The 16,787-nt window shown below is 52.2% G+C and carries 18 protein-coding genes; 8 read left to right on the forward strand and 10 right to left on the reverse strand.

Translation table 11 applies throughout. The features are described from left to right. Position 1: 1 nt before the first annotated feature. Positions 2 to 1,399, reverse strand: a complete 1,398-nt coding sequence (locus J9260_RS09995) for a c-type cytochrome (RefSeq protein WP_210217645.1) — start codon at positions 1,397 to 1,399, stop codon at positions 2 to 4. Between the two features lie 273 nt (positions 1,400 to 1,672). Between J9260_RS09995 and petA the strand changes: the two genes are divergently transcribed. The 5 genes from petA (at position 1,673) to J9260_RS10020 (ending at position 4,979) form a co-directional block, all read left to right on the forward strand. Next, a complete protein-coding gene (petA, locus tag J9260_RS10000) occupies positions 1,673 to 2,269 on the forward strand; it encodes a ubiquinol-cytochrome c reductase iron-sulfur subunit (RefSeq protein WP_210217646.1) in 597 nt (198 codons plus the stop codon). Between the two features lie 15 nt (positions 2,270 to 2,284). After that, a complete protein-coding gene (locus tag J9260_RS10005; protein ID WP_210217647.1) occupies positions 2,285 to 2,659 on the forward strand; it encodes a NifB/NifX family molybdenum-iron cluster-binding protein in 375 nt (124 codons plus the stop codon). Between the two features lie 12 nt (positions 2,660 to 2,671). Beyond that, positions 2,672 to 3,547: an alpha/beta hydrolase gene (locus J9260_RS10010; RefSeq protein WP_210217648.1), complete on the forward strand. Its 876-nt coding sequence runs from the start codon at positions 2,672 to 2,674 to the stop codon at positions 3,545 to 3,547. Positions 3,548 to 3,705: 158 nt separating this feature from the next. After that, a complete protein-coding gene (locus J9260_RS10015; protein ID WP_210217649.1) occupies positions 3,706 to 4,347 on the forward strand; it encodes a peroxiredoxin in 642 nt (213 codons plus the stop codon). Positions 4,348 to 4,514: 167 nt separating this feature from the next. Beyond that, entirely contained in the window at positions 4,515 to 4,979 is a 465-nt protein-coding gene (locus J9260_RS10020; RefSeq protein WP_210217650.1) for a peroxiredoxin, read from the forward strand. Between the two features lie 56 nt (positions 4,980 to 5,035). Here J9260_RS10020 and J9260_RS10025 read toward each other — a convergent pair whose 3' ends face one another. From J9260_RS10025 to J9260_RS10035, 3 genes are read right to left on the reverse strand one after another with little or no spacing between them, the layout of a single operon-like run. Then, positions 5,036 to 5,764 carry a cytochrome b/b6 domain-containing protein gene (locus tag J9260_RS10025; protein ID WP_210217651.1) on the reverse strand — a complete coding sequence of 243 codons (729 nt, stop codon included), beginning with the start codon at positions 5,762 to 5,764 and terminating at the stop codon, positions 5,036 to 5,038. Next, complete coding sequence (locus tag J9260_RS10030) at positions 5,751 to 6,500, reverse strand: 4Fe-4S dicluster domain-containing protein (protein ID WP_210217652.1); 750 nt, start codon at positions 6,498 to 6,500, stop codon at positions 5,751 to 5,753. The genes J9260_RS10025 and J9260_RS10030 overlap by 14 nt, the downstream gene beginning before the upstream one ends. Positions 6,501 to 6,513: 13 nt before the next feature. Further along, positions 6,514 to 8,814 (reverse strand): molybdopterin-containing oxidoreductase family protein, encoded by a 2,301-nt coding sequence (locus J9260_RS10035; RefSeq protein ID WP_210217653.1) that lies wholly within the window; start codon positions 8,812 to 8,814, stop codon positions 6,514 to 6,516. 328 nt (positions 8,815 to 9,142) lie between these two features. Between J9260_RS10035 and J9260_RS10040 the strand changes: the two genes are divergently transcribed. Beyond that, positions 9,143 to 10,114 carry an SLAC1 anion channel family protein gene (locus tag J9260_RS10040; RefSeq protein WP_246499379.1) on the forward strand — a complete coding sequence of 324 codons (972 nt, stop codon included), beginning with the start codon at positions 9,143 to 9,145 and terminating at the stop codon, positions 10,112 to 10,114. Positions 10,115 to 10,146: 32 nt separating this feature from the next. Here the strand turns inward: J9260_RS10040 and J9260_RS10045 are convergent, their stop codons facing one another. Both J9260_RS10045 and J9260_RS10050 read right to left on the reverse strand, forming a co-directional pair. Next, positions 10,147 to 10,530, reverse strand: coding sequence for a type II toxin-antitoxin system VapC family toxin (locus J9260_RS10045; RefSeq protein WP_210217655.1), 384 nt, complete (start codon positions 10,528 to 10,530; stop codon positions 10,147 to 10,149). Next, positions 10,514 to 10,771, reverse strand: coding sequence for a hypothetical protein (locus tag J9260_RS10050; RefSeq protein ID WP_210217656.1), 258 nt, complete (start codon positions 10,769 to 10,771; stop codon positions 10,514 to 10,516). Before J9260_RS10050 ends, J9260_RS10045 begins: the two co-directional genes overlap by 17 nt. Before the next feature lie 255 nt (positions 10,772 to 11,026). Between J9260_RS10050 and J9260_RS10055 the strand changes: the two genes are divergently transcribed. Continuing rightward, entirely contained in the window at positions 11,027 to 12,739 is a 1,713-nt protein-coding gene (locus tag J9260_RS10055) for a proline--tRNA ligase (protein WP_210217657.1), read from the forward strand. After that, positions 12,739 to 14,325, forward strand: a complete 1,587-nt coding sequence (gene purH, locus J9260_RS10060; protein WP_210217658.1) for a bifunctional phosphoribosylaminoimidazolecarboxamide formyltransferase/IMP cyclohydrolase — start codon at positions 12,739 to 12,741, stop codon at positions 14,323 to 14,325. The genes J9260_RS10055 and purH overlap by 1 nt, the downstream gene beginning before the upstream one ends. Here purH and J9260_RS10065 read toward each other — a convergent pair. From J9260_RS10065 to ssb, 4 genes are all read right to left on the reverse strand, one after another. Next, complete coding sequence (locus J9260_RS10065; protein WP_210217659.1) at positions 14,322 to 14,678, reverse strand: hypothetical protein; 357 nt, start codon at positions 14,676 to 14,678, stop codon at positions 14,322 to 14,324. The genes purH and J9260_RS10065 overlap by 4 nt on opposite strands. An 83-nt stretch (positions 14,679 to 14,761) precedes the next feature. After that, the gene (locus J9260_RS10070) at positions 14,762 to 15,478 is read right to left on the reverse strand and encodes an arginyltransferase (protein ID WP_210217660.1); all 717 of its coding nucleotides are present in this window, start codon (positions 15,476 to 15,478) and stop codon (positions 14,762 to 14,764) included. Positions 15,479 to 15,490: 12 nt separating this feature from the next. After that, on the reverse strand, positions 15,491 to 16,195 hold the full coding sequence (locus tag J9260_RS10075) for a Crp/Fnr family transcriptional regulator (protein WP_210217661.1): 705 nt from the start codon (positions 16,193 to 16,195) through the stop codon (positions 15,491 to 15,493). Between the two features lie 84 nt (positions 16,196 to 16,279). After that, positions 16,280 to 16,774: a single-stranded DNA-binding protein gene (ssb, locus tag J9260_RS10080; RefSeq protein WP_210217662.1), complete on the reverse strand. Its 495-nt coding sequence runs from the start codon at positions 16,772 to 16,774 to the stop codon at positions 16,280 to 16,282. Positions 16,775 to 16,787: the final 13 nt, after the last annotated feature.

Genomic DNA, 16,787 nt, shown 5'->3' on the forward strand with positions numbered 1-16,787 from the left:
TTTATTTCTCCCCTGCTTGTGCCAATGGCTTGCGGGTAGCGGCATAGTTCTCTGCCACCGTGTCATCGTTCAACGCGCCAATGTAGACCGCCAAGGCTTCGGCTTCCTCATCGGTTAGCGGAATTTTCGGCATGTACAAGGTATTGCCCGTCGCCAATGCGCCCAGCAAATAATCCTTGATCTCACCGACATCGGTATTGCCCCCGAAATACTTCGCCAGCGGACGAATCCCGGTATCGGTCAAAGAATGGCAGTTGGAACACGCCGTCATTGCCAGCGCATGACCCACCGCCCGCGCATTATCCGGCGTGACGGTACGCAAATTTTCCGGCAAAAATACATGGCTTTGCAGAAACCCTTTTTCCTCCAGCAACGGAATTTCCGATTTAATTCCTAACCCCGGCACATCCCGCGCAATAACCTGATTGGAATACACGTATTGCCCCGCCACGAAAGGCTTGCGGATGGATTCACGCGCCACTTCCTCAGGCCACAAGCCAAACACCAGAATCGCCACCGTCATCACGCTCGCAATCGCTGGCACAATCAAACGCGGCATCACCAAGGTAAACAGGAAATACGCCAAAATACCGCTCAACACCATCATCAGCGCAGGCTGGAAATAATCCGGCAAACGGTTTTCCAACACGATATGCGCCTGTTCCGGCAAGGTATGCAAATACCACTGGAACAGCAGCGAACCCGCCAGCGTGGAGACAATACCGAGGACAGCAAGGCGGCGCAGCATGGCTTTCTTGAACGCCAATTCCTTAATGCCAGAGGCGACAATCCCGCCAACCACTGCCGTCATGGTGAACATGAACGCGGTGCGCATTGCCAATTGCGCAAAGGTATTCGCGCCGTAGAAACCGTTGAGGTAGCCGCCTTCGGTGAACCAGACTTCCTTGCCCGGCCACATCATGAACGACAAAATCCCGATAATAATCAGCATGGTAGTGTAAGACGCCAGCCCGAAAATGACCGCAATGCGCATGTGCGTTTTCTGGTCAACCTTGCCGACCAGATACACCACCAAATACACCCCGACCACTTCGATGACGAAGAACACCCACTCGGTTGCCCACTTCCACACAAAGCTGTGAATCAGTGCCGAAATCCCACGCGGGCTGGCAACGGTGGTCGAAAACCAAATACCGGGGCCGGTGATCGAGCCAATCACATAAGAAAATACCAGCAGGAACATGCCGTACTTTTTGATGTAATCGAGCAATTCCGGCTTGTCTTGCCGATAAGCCACCACCGCAAGGTAGGCGAACACCATTGCCGCGCCCACCGATGTGTGGGATGCCAAGACGTGGATGGTCGAAATGATGGCGACCACCCAACCGCTGCCCACCATTGGCTCTAACCAGGTGGGATATAAGCCGAGCATTTCCATGGAAATCTCCTTGTTATTTATCTAGCAACAACCCGTGGTCATTGCACCCTAAAATAGGATGCGGAGGTTCTACTTTTCTCACCGAAATGGCTTTGACATTTTTAAATAATCGAAAAAATCAATTAAAAAACCGTAAAACTTTACTTTTCTTGATAAATATCAATTGAAAAAAGCGTAGATTCAATGCAACTGGTTTGCAGTTTCGCAATGCAAAGCCGCGCTTAACCCAGTAGTTTACTCAGCCATCATCGTTACCTTTTTGGAGTAGAGATCATGGCGCACACAGACATTAACCAAGGCCGTCGCCGCCTGCTTATCACTGCCACATCGGTTGTCGGTGCTGCGGGAGTAGCGGCAGTTGCCGCACCCTTTTTGAATTCATGGAACCCCAGCGCACGCGCCCTTGCGGCTGGTGCACCGATTGAAGTGGATATTAGCAAGGTTGAACCTGGGCAATTATTACGGGTTATTTGGCGTGGCAAGCCGGTATGGGTCGTGAACCGCACCCCCGAAATGCTCACTAATCTCCCCGCGAATGATCAAAGCTTGCGTGACCCCGCCTCAGAAGTCGTCGAACAACAACCGGCTTACGCACAAAATCCACACCGCTCACGCAAACCGGAGTACCTTGTACTAGTTGGCATTTGCACCCATTTAGGCTGTTCGCCGACTTACCGCCCGGAAGTTGCACCGGAAGATTTGGGTGCAGACTGGAAAGGCGGCTGGTATTGCCCCTGCCACGGTTCACGCTTTGACCTTGCGGGGCGGGTGTACAAAAACGTACCGGCTGCCACTAATCTGGTCGTGCCGCCGTATTACTTCAAAGATGATGCTACCCTGCTGATCGGCGAAGACGGCAACGTCGCTTAAACGAGGATTCCCCCCATGAAAGTTGGTTCTTTGAAAATTGGTGTCAGTAGCCAAAATTTCCGCACCATTACCGGACATGCCGGTAAAGGGCGGCGTTTTATGGTGTACGAAACCTATGACGGCAACGAAATACAGGAACTTGAGCGGCTGGATTTGCCCAAGGAAATGGCCTTGCACGAATGGAATGGTCAGGGCGAACACCCCTTGTTTGAACTGGACTATTTAATCACCGGCGGCTGTGGCGAAGGTTTCGTGCGTAAGATGAGCAGCCGGGGTGTGATGGTGCGGGCAACAGCGGAAACCGATCCGGTGACGGCGGTAAAAGCACTGCTGTCGAATACACTGCCACCCGCAGCACCGCATGAACACGATCATGATCACCACCATTAAAACCTGTCTTTAATGTCCGCGTTCATAACCGTACTGCTGCTGATCGCTGTTGTAATCACGCTTTTCGTAGTTGGCATCCACTGGGGCTTCCGCGCTCCGCGCCAAATCGAAAACGGTACGCCGCAAGATTTAGGCTTTGCTTTTGAACAAGTGTGGATTCCCAGCGTTGCCAACAAACGCTTATTCGGCTGGTTTTTACCCGCTGGCAATGCCACACAAACGCTGGTCATCTTGCACGGCTGGGGCAGCAATGCCGAACTGATGTTGCCCATCGCCGCGCCCTTCCGGCAAGCGGGCTTGAATGTGCTGCTGTTTGATGCGCGGAATCACGGGCAGAGTGATTTGCACAGCTTTTCTTCCTTGCCGCGCTTTGCCGAAGATCTGGGTTACGCCTTGGCGTGGCTGCATACGCAGCATCCGCAGGCAATGGGCAAACTTGCCGTGCTGGGACATTCGGTAGGCGCGGGTGCGGTGTTACTCGAAGCCTCGCGCCGCCACGATCTCGCCGCCGTGATTAGCGTGTCGGCTTTTGCGCACCCGGAATGGGTGATGCGCCGTTACCTGCAACAACTGCACCTGCCGCTCTTGCTGATTCGTGGGGTCAACCGCTACGTTCAATGGGTGATCGGGCATCGCTTTGCGGCGATTGCACCTTTGAATAGCGTTTGCCACATTGCGTGCCCGATCCTGCTGGTGCATGGTGTGGATGATCAAGTTGTGCCACTTGCCGATGCACACGCCATCGTCAGCCATTGCCCGCAAGCGAAGCTGACGCTGTTGGAGATTCCCGACGCAGGCCACGCTTCTGTTGAGAAAATCGAAGCTCATGCGCCGGAATTACTGGCGTTTTTGCAGTGCCACGGTTTTGTTTTGCAAACTGCCCTCTAAAACCAATCGCATTTACCGATCGAAACATGCTATTTATTCTGTTTTACTTATCAATCAGTATTCCATAATATGCTTATCAACAAGTGAGAAGCCGCTGCTAAACAGCACTTCTCTTTTCAAACCACCTGAACCAAACAATATTCTCAAGGATTAGCACTATGGAAAACACAACGTACTCAATGCCACGCCTCAACGAAGCCGCACCTGCTTTTGAAGCCCGTACTACCCACGGCGTAAAGAAACTGGACGATTACAAAGGCAAATGGCTGGTACTGTTCTCGCATCCGGCAGACTTCACCCCGGTTTGCACCACTGAATTCACCGCGTTTGCCAAGCGTCATGCGGAATTCCAGGCTCTGAATTGCGAGCTGCTCGGCCTGTCGATTGACAGTTACTACAGCCACGTTGCGTGGGTGCGTAACATCAAGGAAAAATTCGGCGTTGAGATCAACTTCCCGATCATCGAAGACCTGAGCATGAACGTGGCGAAAGCTTACGGCATGATTCACCCTGGTGCGGCGGATACCTCAGCGGTACGTGCCACTTTCATCATCGACCCGAACGGTATCCTGCGGGCAATGGTGTACTACCCCATGACTAACGGGCGTTCCATTGATGAATTTTTACGTCTGGTTGCAGCACTGCAAACTTCTGACACCCACAAAGTTGCCACGCCGGAAGGCTGGCAGCCGGGTGACAAAGTAATCGTGCCACCGCCCCAAGATGTGGATGCTGCGGAAGCGCGTATGAGTGAAGGCTACGAATGTACTGACTGGTATTTCTGCAAGAAAGCCCTGTAATGACTGAACAGCCTTAAACCTGTCCCCCAAAAACCCGCCACCCGTTGGCGGGTTTTTTATGCAAGGTAAACAAGCATCAGTATATAAGAGTAGGGTTATTCGTATTAGCACGGTCATTCACGTAGAAAACAAAATAACTCACGCTTTTCCACACTCGGAGACATTTGATGTTACAGGCAAATCACCCCGCCCCTAGTTTCAGCTCCCCCAACCAACACGGTGAAACCGTCTCCTTAACAGATTTCGCAGGCAAACAACACGTCGTGCTGTACTTTTACCCCAAAGACGATACCCCCGGCTGCACCATTGAAGCGAACGAATTCACCGCACTGGCAGCCGAATTTGCCGCGCATAATGCCGTCGTGATCGGGGTCAGCAAGGATGATTGCGGCAGCCATCAAGCCTTCATCGACAAATTCGGGCTGAAAGTGGAACTGCTGGCGGATACCTCCGGCGAAGTCTGCGCGGCTTATGGCGTGTGGCAAGAAAAGGAGAAGAACGGCGTGAAAAAAATGGGCATTGTGCGTTCCACCTTCGTCATCGACAAACAGGGAATGCTGGTGGAAACACTGTACCAGGTTGACCCGAACGGGCACGCGCAAGCGATGTTGGATGTGGTCAAACAGCTTTAAACCCATCTGACCCCAACCGTCTGGCTACCGTCGATAGCCAGACAATAGTAGTGCTTTCAAACCTTCCCCTCGCGCTCCAACTCCGCATACCACAAGGGATTATGGTGCTTGATAAACGCAACTTCCGCCTCGCCCGACTTCATGGTTTCCAGCGATTCCGGCTCTTCCACCACCGCGAAATAGATATGTGCCACCAAGCCCAACAATACCAGCAACACCGCTGCCAAATGAATCACCAACGCCCAGCGGAACACGCCCCCCAAGACCCCCGCTGATGCAGCAAAATCCAGAAGCATGGGGCTGAGGAACAAATACATCCCCGTCACCGCAATCGCCAGCGAACACGCAATAATCATCGTCCCCAGCAAACGTTGCGCCCCGTTGTAACGCCCTTGCGGTGGCACGCTTTTGTGTTTCAGCAAGCCAAATAAATGCGCCAGCGTGATCACCATCGAACTCACATCCGCGATAGCTGCCTTAGGCGTTAACACCAGCACATTTTTCAGAAACGGCAACACCACCCGCTTGGCATTCAACAGCGCGTACACGCCAATCACGCCTGCCCACACCATGCCACCGATGCCGTGCAGCAGCACCAGATTGGCATTGCCCCCCAGCACGTTTTGCAGGAATGTCGGCCAGAATGCCGGAGCAAGGCGCACAAAATCGCCGGAAATAATGCCAAAGCCAGTCAATACCAGCGTCAGCCAGAAAAAAGCGTTGAACCAGTGGATTGCAATCACATCCTTGGTGCGTACCTTAATGGTGGGTTTAATGCTGCTCATGGCTGCCCTCCTTGTTACTCACGTCTTGGCGACGGTCGATCAATTTTTTAATACCTGCACCGAGGAATACCGCCATCATCCCGCCGATACCCAGTGTCCCCAGCGGGTTAACGATGTTTTCCATCAGCTTGCCGGACAAATGCCGCTCATTCAGCTTCGGCATCACCGTGTCAGGAATCGCTTTGCCCGCCGTGTAGTAATAATGGTTGGGGCCGATATTGACCTCATCCGTCACCAGTTTTTGCCATTCTTTGGCTTTCAGCAATTGGGAAACTTCAGAATTCGGGTCATTGGCATCACCAAAAATCAGCGCACGCCCCACACACGTATCCACGCACGCAGGCTGCAAGCCCTTGTCGATGCGCGGCTGGCAGAACGTGCATTTGCTAATGGTATTCGTCACCGGATTCAGCCACCGCGCTTCATACGGACAAGCCGGAACGCACAATTCGCACCCGGAACAAATGGCATGATCGACCAGCACAATGCCGTCCTCACGCTTCCAAGACGCACCGGAGGGGCAAACCTCCACGCACGGCGGGTCGTCGCAATGCTGGCAACGACCGGGGAATAATTGCACTTCCGGCAACCCCTTGGCATTGACGTATTCGACTTCCTTCACCCAGTCACGCGAGTAACCCAGCGGGGTATCCCATTCCGCACGGCAAGCGACTTCGCACGCCTTGCAGTTAATGCAGCGGGTGGTATCCGCCAACATCACGTATTTTGCAACCATGTTATTCGCCTCCTCAGACTTTAGTCACAGTGACCATGTTCATACCCATCGAAATACTGCCAATGTGTTTTTCACGGTTATCCGATCCCAGCAACGAATCCGACAAGCCTTTGCCAACCGCCGTGGTCATGCGCGTATCCCAATGCCCAAAACCGTGTACCGTGAACACCGTATCCGGGCGGATACGCGGCGTGACTTTGGCAGCAATCTTGCCACCACGCCCTTTGGGATCCTTGACCTCCACCGTCTCGCCATCGCTAATGCCGAGTTTGGCGGCAGCGTCGGGGTGTATCCACAGCAAGTTTTCCGGCATGAAATAGTTCAACCAGATATTGTCCTGAGTCCGCGCATGGGTATGGAAACCCACCCGCCCAAAGGTGAAGTGGAATTCACCGTCTTTGGGGCGAGGCTGCTCTGCCCACTCAATCGCATCCTCCATCCCTAACGCTTGTAACTGGCTGGGAATCAGCTCGATCTTGCCGCTGGGGGTCGGGAAAACCGACTTACCGCCCATTTCGCGCGGGAAGTTAATCGCATCATCGGCGGGCTTTTTAATAATGCCTTTTTCCTTCAGTTCCGCGAGTGAATAACCGGCTTTTTTCAAGCGGTCATCCAGCATATCCGCCACCGAATCGTGCGGAAAATACGCCTCCAGCCCCAAGCGTTGCGACAAAGCTTTGCAAATATCCCACGAGCCTTTGGTATCGTGCAGCGGTTGCATCGCCGGTTCACGCAAGGCAATGAAACCTTCGCGTGCGCCACCGATCTGCAAGTCGTCATACCGCTCCAAATAGCTGGCTTCGGGCAGGATAATATCGGCATAGCTATTCATTTCATTGGGACTCACGTCTGCGGCGACGTAAAAATCCATGTTCAGCAAGGCTTTGCGCACCGTGTCATAGTCGGTGCTATTGGTAAAACCATTGCCGCCAGCCGTCAGCAAGGCTTTCAGCGGGTAAGGGTCTTGCTCCGCCATTGCCTTCCACATTTCATTGGTCAAACCGTATTGCGGGTTAGCCAGCGGCCAACGCCCCGGCACGCCTGCACCATCGGCACGCTGTATTTTGCCTTCAACGTCAACCGCAAACGGGTTGTGGGCAAAATCAAAATCGCCATGCCCTTCTTCACGGCTGACATGCGCGTGCGGGAATTCCGGCAAATCAATCTCAGGCACTTTGATGGTTTGCGGGGTGAAAATACCGCCTTTGCGATCCCATACCCCAAACAACGAGTTGAGGATCGAAATGCTCATCCCCGTGCCAAGATCATTGGAAGTACGGGTTAAACGGCGCGGGCTGTAAACAAAAACGGCAGGTGCTTTCTGCGCCATTTCGAGCGCAATGCGGCGCACCGTTTCGGCAGGAACTGTAGTGATTTCTTCCTGCCATTCGGGGGTATATTTTTCGACCTTGGCAGTCAGTTCATCCAAGCCGGTGACGTATTCGGCGACAAATTGCTTGTCGTACAGACCACCTTTAATCACCACATGGATCAGTGCCAGCAGAAAGGCATGGTCAGTCAATGGGCGAATCGACAGCCACTCATCGGCTTTGGAGGCCGTGATGGTGTAACGCGGATCCACATAAGTCACTTTCGCGCCATTAGCCACCCCGTCAATCCAGCCGAGGGTTTCGCCGTTGTGCAAGGATTCGGTAATGTTTCGCCCCATCATCAGGAAGTATTTGCAGTTTTCCAAGTCGATGGTTTCGTTGCCGGTCAGGTTTTTGCCCGCAATCAGCGTATTGGAAACGCCGCGTGGCCCGCAGCACAAACCGAACACCGGGCTGGTGGTGTTAGGTGTACCGAAAGCGTGGGCAAGGCGGTGATAGGGCTTTTCCCACGTACCGTGACCAATCATTACCAATGCTTGCGGGCCGTATTTTTCCTTCACCTTATTGAGTTCGTGCGCTACTTTGTCGAGTGCTTCATCCCACGGCATCGGTCGCCATTTATTGTCGCCGCGTGCGCCGGTACGTTCCATTGGCTGCTTCAAACGGTTGGGCGCAAACGCCACCTGAATGCCGGAATTACCCTTGCCACACACCACCCCACGATTGAGCGGGTGTTCGGGGTTGCCGTCGATTTTGAAAGCTTTGCCGTCACGGCTGCGGACTTTCAAGCCACATCGCCAGTAACACATGTCACAAAACCCCCAGTGTTCTTCGTAATCCTTGAGGGTTTCCAACTCGTGGGGGGCATGGATACGCGCTTGCGCATCAAGGCTTAACGCAGCCGTTGAAACGACGGCTGTTCCCATCATGCTTTTGAGAAAGGCGCGGCGCGATGCCTTGCCGGATTGATTTGATTCCTGCACGTTTGACTCCTACTAGCGCGATACAACGATGTTCATTGACATCTATTTATTAAGGCTTAGTCTGAAGCGCAGGACACCAATCAACCTTGCTAAATCGCAAGATTTTGTTGAGTATTTATTGACTTACATCATGAGAACCCCGATTGCCGCGCGGCGATAAGCGGTGCAATACCTTAGTGCTTTAGTTTGCTATTTTTCAATGCCAAACCAGCCACCAACCGCTAGAATCGCCCCTACTTTTAGCTCTCTGACTTTTCAGAGGGAACACCCATGAAACAAATGATGCAACAAAAAAAGCATTGGTCATCAACGACTGAGGATTGGCATGATGGAACACACTCCTACACCACACGGGCGTTTAGCCTTTTTCCCGATCTCCTTCTTTTCGGTGGTAATGGGCTTGTCGGGTCTGACGATTGCGTGGGAAAAAGCCCAGCATGTATTTCAGCTTGATCTGGGAATTACCCCTTGGCTGGTTGGCCTGACGGTCGGGGTATTCAGCCTGATGCTGGTGATTTACCTCAGTAAACTTTGGCGGCATCCGCAAAGCGTGGCGCAGGAGTTAGCGCATCCGGTCAAACTGAGTTTTTTTCCGACAATTTCGATCAGTTTGTTACTGATTGCGACCGCATTACAGGGAATGAACGTCAGTTTCGTACTGCCTATCTGGGCGACAGGAGCGTTGCTGCATCTGTTATTTACCCTGTATGTGGTGAATAAATGGATGCACCACGAACATTTCCAGATTCAGCACATTAACCCAGCATGGTTCATTCCAGCGGTGGGGAATGTGCTTGTGCCAGTGGCGGGTGTACCGCTTGGATTTGTGGATGTGTCGTGGTTTTTCTTTAGCATCGGCATGTTTTTCTGGCTGATTTTAATGACCTTGGTGTTTAACCGCATGATCTTTCATCAGGCAATTGATGCGTTTTTGCTGCCGACTTTGTTTATTTTAATTGCGCCACCAGCGGTGGGTTTTATTGCTTATATGCGGCTGGAAAATGAGTTGGATGCGTTTGCGCGGGTGCTGTATTTCTTTGGGCTGTTCCTGACACTGTTGTTACTGAGCCAATTCGGGCGGTTTGCGAAGTTGAAATTTGGGTTGCCTTGGTGGGCGTATTCGTTCCCGACGGCGGCGATTACGATTGCGAGCTTTGTGATGTATGAAAAATCACAAGTGGTTGCGTATCAGTGGATCGCGACTGGTTTGCTGGCGTTACTGACCGTGTTGGTGGTGCTGCTGATTACCTTAACCAGCCGTGCGGTTCTCAATAAGGCGATTTGCAAGCCGGGGCATTAACAAATCATGCGAATCTCGATGGGGTGATCATGTCACGAACAACGTTTGTTCAAACGGTCATCGAAACTGAACAGTTCCAGTCCGTATAGTTTGCTCTTCACGCACAATAGCGCATCCACAAAGTCGATGTTCTTGTAGAGGACGAGGTTCAACGTTTCGATGATCTGGAACTTGTCGTCATTGATCACTCCTGCGAAGGCGAGGATGGTCTTGAGGTCGTCGATCACTTCCGCCTTGGGCAGTTGGTAGAATTTAGTCAGGACAAAAAATGCCTCCATCACTACGCTATCAAGAATGATAATGTCTTGCTCACCGCGTTCAACCCGTGCAAACAGTTCGGTGGATTTTGCCAGCAATTCCGCATGGTCGCCCACGAGGTAGCGAATGATGATATTGGTATCAATTAGCAACGTCATATTTTTCCTTCATCGCAGCTAACAGGGCAGCCTCCCGGACTTCTTCAAACGAGACGGCACGTAAAGCGGTTGGGATACGCTGGCGGTATTTGCCAGCCAGCCGTTGGGCGTTATGAGCAGCAAGACGCGGGTAAACTGTGGCAATGATTTGCTTACGGCATTTATCCACGATCTGCAACGGCTCGGTGAGCGTGGTGAGAATGGCGATGTTTTTCTGGATTTCGGCGAGTCCGGCTTGCATGTGGCACACTCCTATATATAACAACCTAATTATATATAGATAATGGGCGTTTACCAAGAGTGAACAGCGTTGTTAAGTGATTTTCTTAAAAGCCAAGTATCGTGGCAAACCCCGCTATCACACCATGAGTACACCAAGCTGGTCGTTGAAGTGGAATAAATAATGGTCAAGCGCACTGTGATGCCAAAAAGGTTTCGCAAACGCGCTGTGAATCCTATAATCACCGCTTTCTTACTTCAGACTTAAGATACAACCATGCGAGTTTCCCGATTTCCTATTACCACCCTGCGTGAAACACCCGCAGACGCTGAAGTTGTCAGCCACCAGTTAATGCTGCGTGCTGGCATGATCCGCCGCCTTGCATCCGGTTTGTATACATGGATGCCGTATGGCTTGCGCGTGCTGCGCAAGGTCGAAGCCATTGTGCGTGAAGAAATGAACAATGCGGGTGCTATCGAAGTGCTAATGCCGTCGGTGCAACCTGCCGAGTTGTGGCAAGAATCCGGGCGTTGGGAAAAGTACGGTGCGGAATTACTGCGCATTCGTGACCGTCACCAGCGCGATTTCTGCTACGGCCCGACCCACGAAGAAATCATTACCGATTACGCCCGCAAGGAATTGAGCAGCTACAAACAGTTGCCGATCAATTTCTACCAGATTCAAACCAAATTCCGTGACGAAGTGCGTCCGCGTTTCGGGGTGATGCGTGCGCGTGAATTCTTGATGAAGGATGCCTACTCCTTCCACGCCACCCAGGAATCGTTGCAAGAAACCTACGACACCATGTTTGCGGCGTATTCGCGCATCTTCCAGCGTTTGGGCTTGGATTTCCGCCCGGTACAAGCCGATACTGGCTCGATTGGGGGCAACGCTTCGCACGAGTTCCACGTGTTGGCCGATTCCGGTGAAGACGCAATTGCGTTCGCCAGTGGCAGCAACTACGCCGCTAATATCGAGTTGGCAGAAGCGGTTTGCCTGATTGCCGAACGCGCCGCGCCCACTGAAACGATGCGCGAAGTCGACACGCCAAACGCCAAAACCATCGAAGAATTGGTGGAACAATTTGGCATGGCGATTGAAAAAACCGTCAAAACCCTGATCGTGGCAGCCGCCGAAGACGCAGAATACGATTTCGTCGCACTGTTGGTACGTGGCGATCACACCTTAAATGAAATCAAAGCGGAAAAAATCCCCGGCGTTGCTGTGCCGTTGCGCTTTGCCCGCGAAGATGAAATTCGCCCACTCATCGGTGCAAGCCCCGGTTCTTTAGGCCCGGTCGGTTTAAAAATTCCGGTCATCGCTGACCGTACTGTAGCGAATATGTCCGACTTCGGCGCAGGCGCGAATGTCGACGGCAAACACTTTTTCGGCATCAACTGGGAACGCGATGTCGCGCTGCCGCAAGTTGCTGATTTGCGTAACGTAATCGAAGGCGACCCCAGCCCCGATGGTTGCGGCACGCTGTCTATCGTGCGCGGTATTGAAGTCGGTCACATCTTCCAGTTGGGCAAAACCTATTCGTCAAAACTCAACGCCACGGTGCTGGATGAAAGCGGTCGGGCGCAAGTGATGACCATGGGTTGCTACGGCATCGGCGTTTCCCGCGTGGTTGCGTCGGCGATTGAGCAAAATAACGACGAATTTGGCATTCGTTGGCCTGCGGCGATTGCGCCTTTCACCGTGGTGATTGCGCCGCTGAATATGCAGAAATCGCCGGATGTGGCAGCGAAAGCGGAAGAACTTTACGCGCAATTGCAAGCAGCAGGCGTGGATGTATTGCTGGATGATCGTGCATTACGCCCCGGTGCAATGTTTGCCGACCATGAATTGCTGGGCATTCCGCACCGCCTGATTATCTCCGAGCGCGGCTTGCAAGCCGGTGAAATTGAATACAAAGCACGTAGCGGTGGCGATGCAGTGAAAATCCCCGTTGCTGACATTATCCATTTTGTGAAGGAAAAACTGTAATGACAACCGCCTCTAACCTGCCCGTCACCCGCGCTCTGTTAAGCGTTTCTGACAAATCGGGCGTACTCGAATTTGCCCGTTTCCTGCACAGCCAAGGCGTGCATTTACTGTCCACGGGCGGCACTGCCAAGCTGCTGGCGGATAATGGCGTACCCGTCACCGAAGTCTCCGACTACACCGGCTTCCCGGAAATGATGGATGGGCGCGTGAAAACCCTGCACCCGAAAATTCACGGCGGCATTTTGGCACGTCGCGGACAAGATGATGCGGTCATGGCAGAACATAACATCGGGCGTATCGACCTGATCGTGGTTAACCTTTATCCGTTTGAAGCCACCGTTTCCAAGCCCGGTTGCAGCTTTGAAGACGCGGTTGAAAATATCGACATCGGCGGCCCCACGATGGTTCGCGCCAGTGCCAAAAACCACGCGCACGTGACTATCGTGACTGAACCCGGCGATTACGCGCGTATTCAGGCGGAAATGGAAGCCAGCGCAGGTTGCATCACCCCTGCTACCCGTTTTGATTTGGCGATTAAGGCGTTTGAACACACCGCACGTTACGACGGCATGATTGCCAACTATTTCGGCGCACGGGTCGGCGAAGCCAGCCATGCAGCACCCGCGACTTTCCCACGCACTTTCAGCCTGCAAGTCGAGAAGAAACAAGATTGCCGTTACGGTGAAAACAGCCATCAAGCTGGCGCGTTTTACGCGGAATACAACGCCCCGCAAGGCAGCATTGCTACCGCCGTCCAGATTCAAGGCAAGGAATTGTCTTACAATAATATCGCCGACACCGATGCCGCACTCGAATGCGTCAAGCAATTCGACGGCGCACCGGCTTGCGTTATCGTCAAGCACGCTAACCCGTGCGGCGTTGCCATCGGCGCGAATTTGCTGGAAGCCTACAACCGCGCTTACAGCACTGACCCTGAATCCGCCTTCGGCGGCATTATTGCATTCAACCAACCGCTAGACGGCGAAACCGCAAAAGTGATCGTGGATCGTCAGTTTGTAGAAGTGATTATCGCACCGGGGGTTTCGCCTGAAGCTGTTGCGGTGGTCGCTGCCAAGAAAAACGTGCGCTTGTTGACCGTGGATCAATGGGGTTCAGAAGTGGCTAATCGTCTCGACTTCAAACGGGTTAACGGTGGCTTGCTGGTGCAAACGGCTGACATCGCGTTGCTGGATGAGCTGAAAGTCGTGTCTACGCGCCAACCAACGGATGCCGAGTTGCTCGACCTGCAATTTGCCTGGAAGGTTGCCAAATTCGTTAAATCCAACGCGATTGTCTACGCCAGCGGCAATATGACGATTGGTGTGGGCGCGGGTCAAATGAGCCGTATCAATTCAGCACGCATCGCCGCCATCAAAGCCGAACACGCTGGTTTAGTTGTGCCGGGTTCCGTGATGGCATCAGATGCATTCTTCCCGTTCCGCGATGGTATCGACAGTGCCGCCGCCGCAGGTATCAAAGCGGTGATTCAACCGGGTGGTTCCATGCGCGATGAAGAAGTCATTGCGGCGGCGAACGAACACGGCATGGCAATGGTGTTTACGGGTATGCGCCACTTCCGCCACTAACGCCGAAACGGCAGTTGAAACAGCATCTTTAGCCCGTTTTTCAGGCGATTGCCAGCGGGCGGGATGCTAGGCGGAAATACGTCGCGTGGCTGATAGTCGAACGTTTGATTGAATAGCGAAAAGTCGATGCTAAAAGTATCGCCTTCCCCGCGTTGCGAGAGGATTTCGACTAAAGGCATTTCGCGGCGATGTACCGACTGTACGTTCTTGATAAAACCTTGCTGACTCAGTGAGGTAATGCCTTTTACCTGACGTAATTTGCTTTGCTCGTCAAGCATTTCCCATGTAATCAGGCCATTTTCAGCAGTTTGTTGTTGGTGCGAAATAGTGTGCAGCGTAAACGTTTTAAGCATTATTGTTCTCGCGCTAGGGTGACAGGTTTTACCGAAACATAGCACGAAAATCCGCCAAAGCCATTAACTTCCAGACGACCTGTCTATTTTTTTAATGCCTGCCACTGCCCATTAATTAAACCCTCGATAGGTTGAAACTGGGTTTTGTAACGCATCTTCGGGGACGCTTCAATCCAGTAACCGGGGTAAACATAAGGCAAGCCTTGCGTCTGTGCAAAAGCGATTTGCCACAATACCGCATAAGTGCCTAAACCGCGCTTTTGACTCACTTGCGGGTCAAAAAACGTGTAAACCGATGATAAACCGCTCGACAATTCATCGACGGCTGCCACCGCCAATAACTGTTCTTCCGCATAAAACTCCACCAGCATGGTGGTACACCAACGGCTCAACAGAAAACTGGCAAAGGTTTCGGTGCTATCCGCGTCCATCCCACCACCGTAATGCCGGTGATTAATATAGTGGCGATAAAGCGTGTCGTAAGCCGGTTTAAAACCTTCACCGCGATTGATGTGCACCGTAATATCATGATTATGTTGCCAATTACGCTGCTGGGAACGGTTCGGTACGAAATCAGCCACCGTAATGCGGGTTGACACACACGCTTGGCAGGCTTGGCAATGTGGGCGGTAAACATCGTCACCACTACGCCGAAAACCGCTATCGAGCAAACGCGCATACAACGCCGGATTCATCCGATAGCACGGGTCGACCAATAAATTGATGGCTTGCTGACCCGTTAAATACGGGCACGGGTGCGCTGAAGTGATGTAAAGATTGAGGTTAGCTTCAGCCAGCATAACCCAGGTGACTCAACAATTACCGCTGGCACACGCCATTTTGCGCAGGCCATCGACATCTTGTATTTGAATGCTACCACGCTGCTCATTGAGGAAACCTTGGCGTTTCCAATCCGACAAAAAGCGACTGACGGTTTCAATCGTTAAGCCCAATAACTCGCCGATTTCACCGCGTGACAAAGGTAAAACTACCCAACTGCCGCCCGTGCCTTCGCACCAGCGAATTAAAAACGAGGCCAAACGTTCGGGAGCTTTTTTCGCGCCTAATTCCAGCATCATGTCTTCGGCTTCACGTAAGTGCTGAATCCAGCGGCGCATCATGGTGTTTTCAATTTCAGGGTTCTGCTTTTTCAGCTCCATGAGTTCGCCCAAAGGCAGGCGACACACTTCAATTTCACTTAAAGGAGTTGCGGTGTGGTTGTAGGGTTCGTTGGCAAAACCATCAAAACCGAACAAATCACCGGTGCGTAACACCCTGACAATCTGGGTACGTCCGTTAGGTAAGGTCTTGGTTAATTTAATTAAACCCTTACGCAGGGTAAATGCATTTAAGGCACTATCGCCTTGGTGATAAACCGTTTCATCGGGGGCATACACCACGACCGATGGCTGAAATACTTGGATTTCCACCAGTCGGTCTATCGGCAATTGGGCAAAAATACTCAAATGCCGTATCTGGCACGATTGGCAATGCCCTTTGCCTTTAATGTTCGACATACCCTCTCCTTACTCAAACTCACTATCACCAAAGCGATGCGCACAAGGCCGCGAAATTACGCCGCACCTTGACTTAGGTGTTTTTTAAAACGGAATATCATCATCAAAATCTTCAAAACCACGGTCATTATGGCTGCTTTGCGGAGCCGCTGACTGTTGTGCAGCAGGTGCGCTACCGTAACCACCGCCACTATTGCTGCTGCGTGGAGCTTCGTCGTAACTGCCCGCGCCCATACCGCTACCTTGACGACTACCTAACATTTGCATTTCGCTGGCAACAATATCAGTTGCATAATGCTTTTGACCGTCTTTTTCCCAAGAGCGCGTTTTCAAACTGCCCTCGATATACACTTGTTGGCCTTTACGCACGTATTTGCCAACAATATCTGCTAACTGACGGTAAAAAACCACGCGATGCCATTCGGTGACTTCTTTTTTCTCACCAGTATTTTTGTCTTTCCATGACTCACTAGTGGCTATACTGATGTTTGCAATCGCATCACCGCTGGGTGTGTACTTCATTTCGGGGTCTCTACCCACCGTGCCAACCAAAATAACCTTATTGATACCACGTGCCATGTTTTATCCTTGC

The organism is Thiothrix unzii (assembly GCF_017901175.1).
GTDB classification, from domain to species: domain Bacteria; phylum Pseudomonadota; class Gammaproteobacteria; order Thiotrichales; family Thiotrichaceae; genus Thiothrix; species Thiothrix unzii.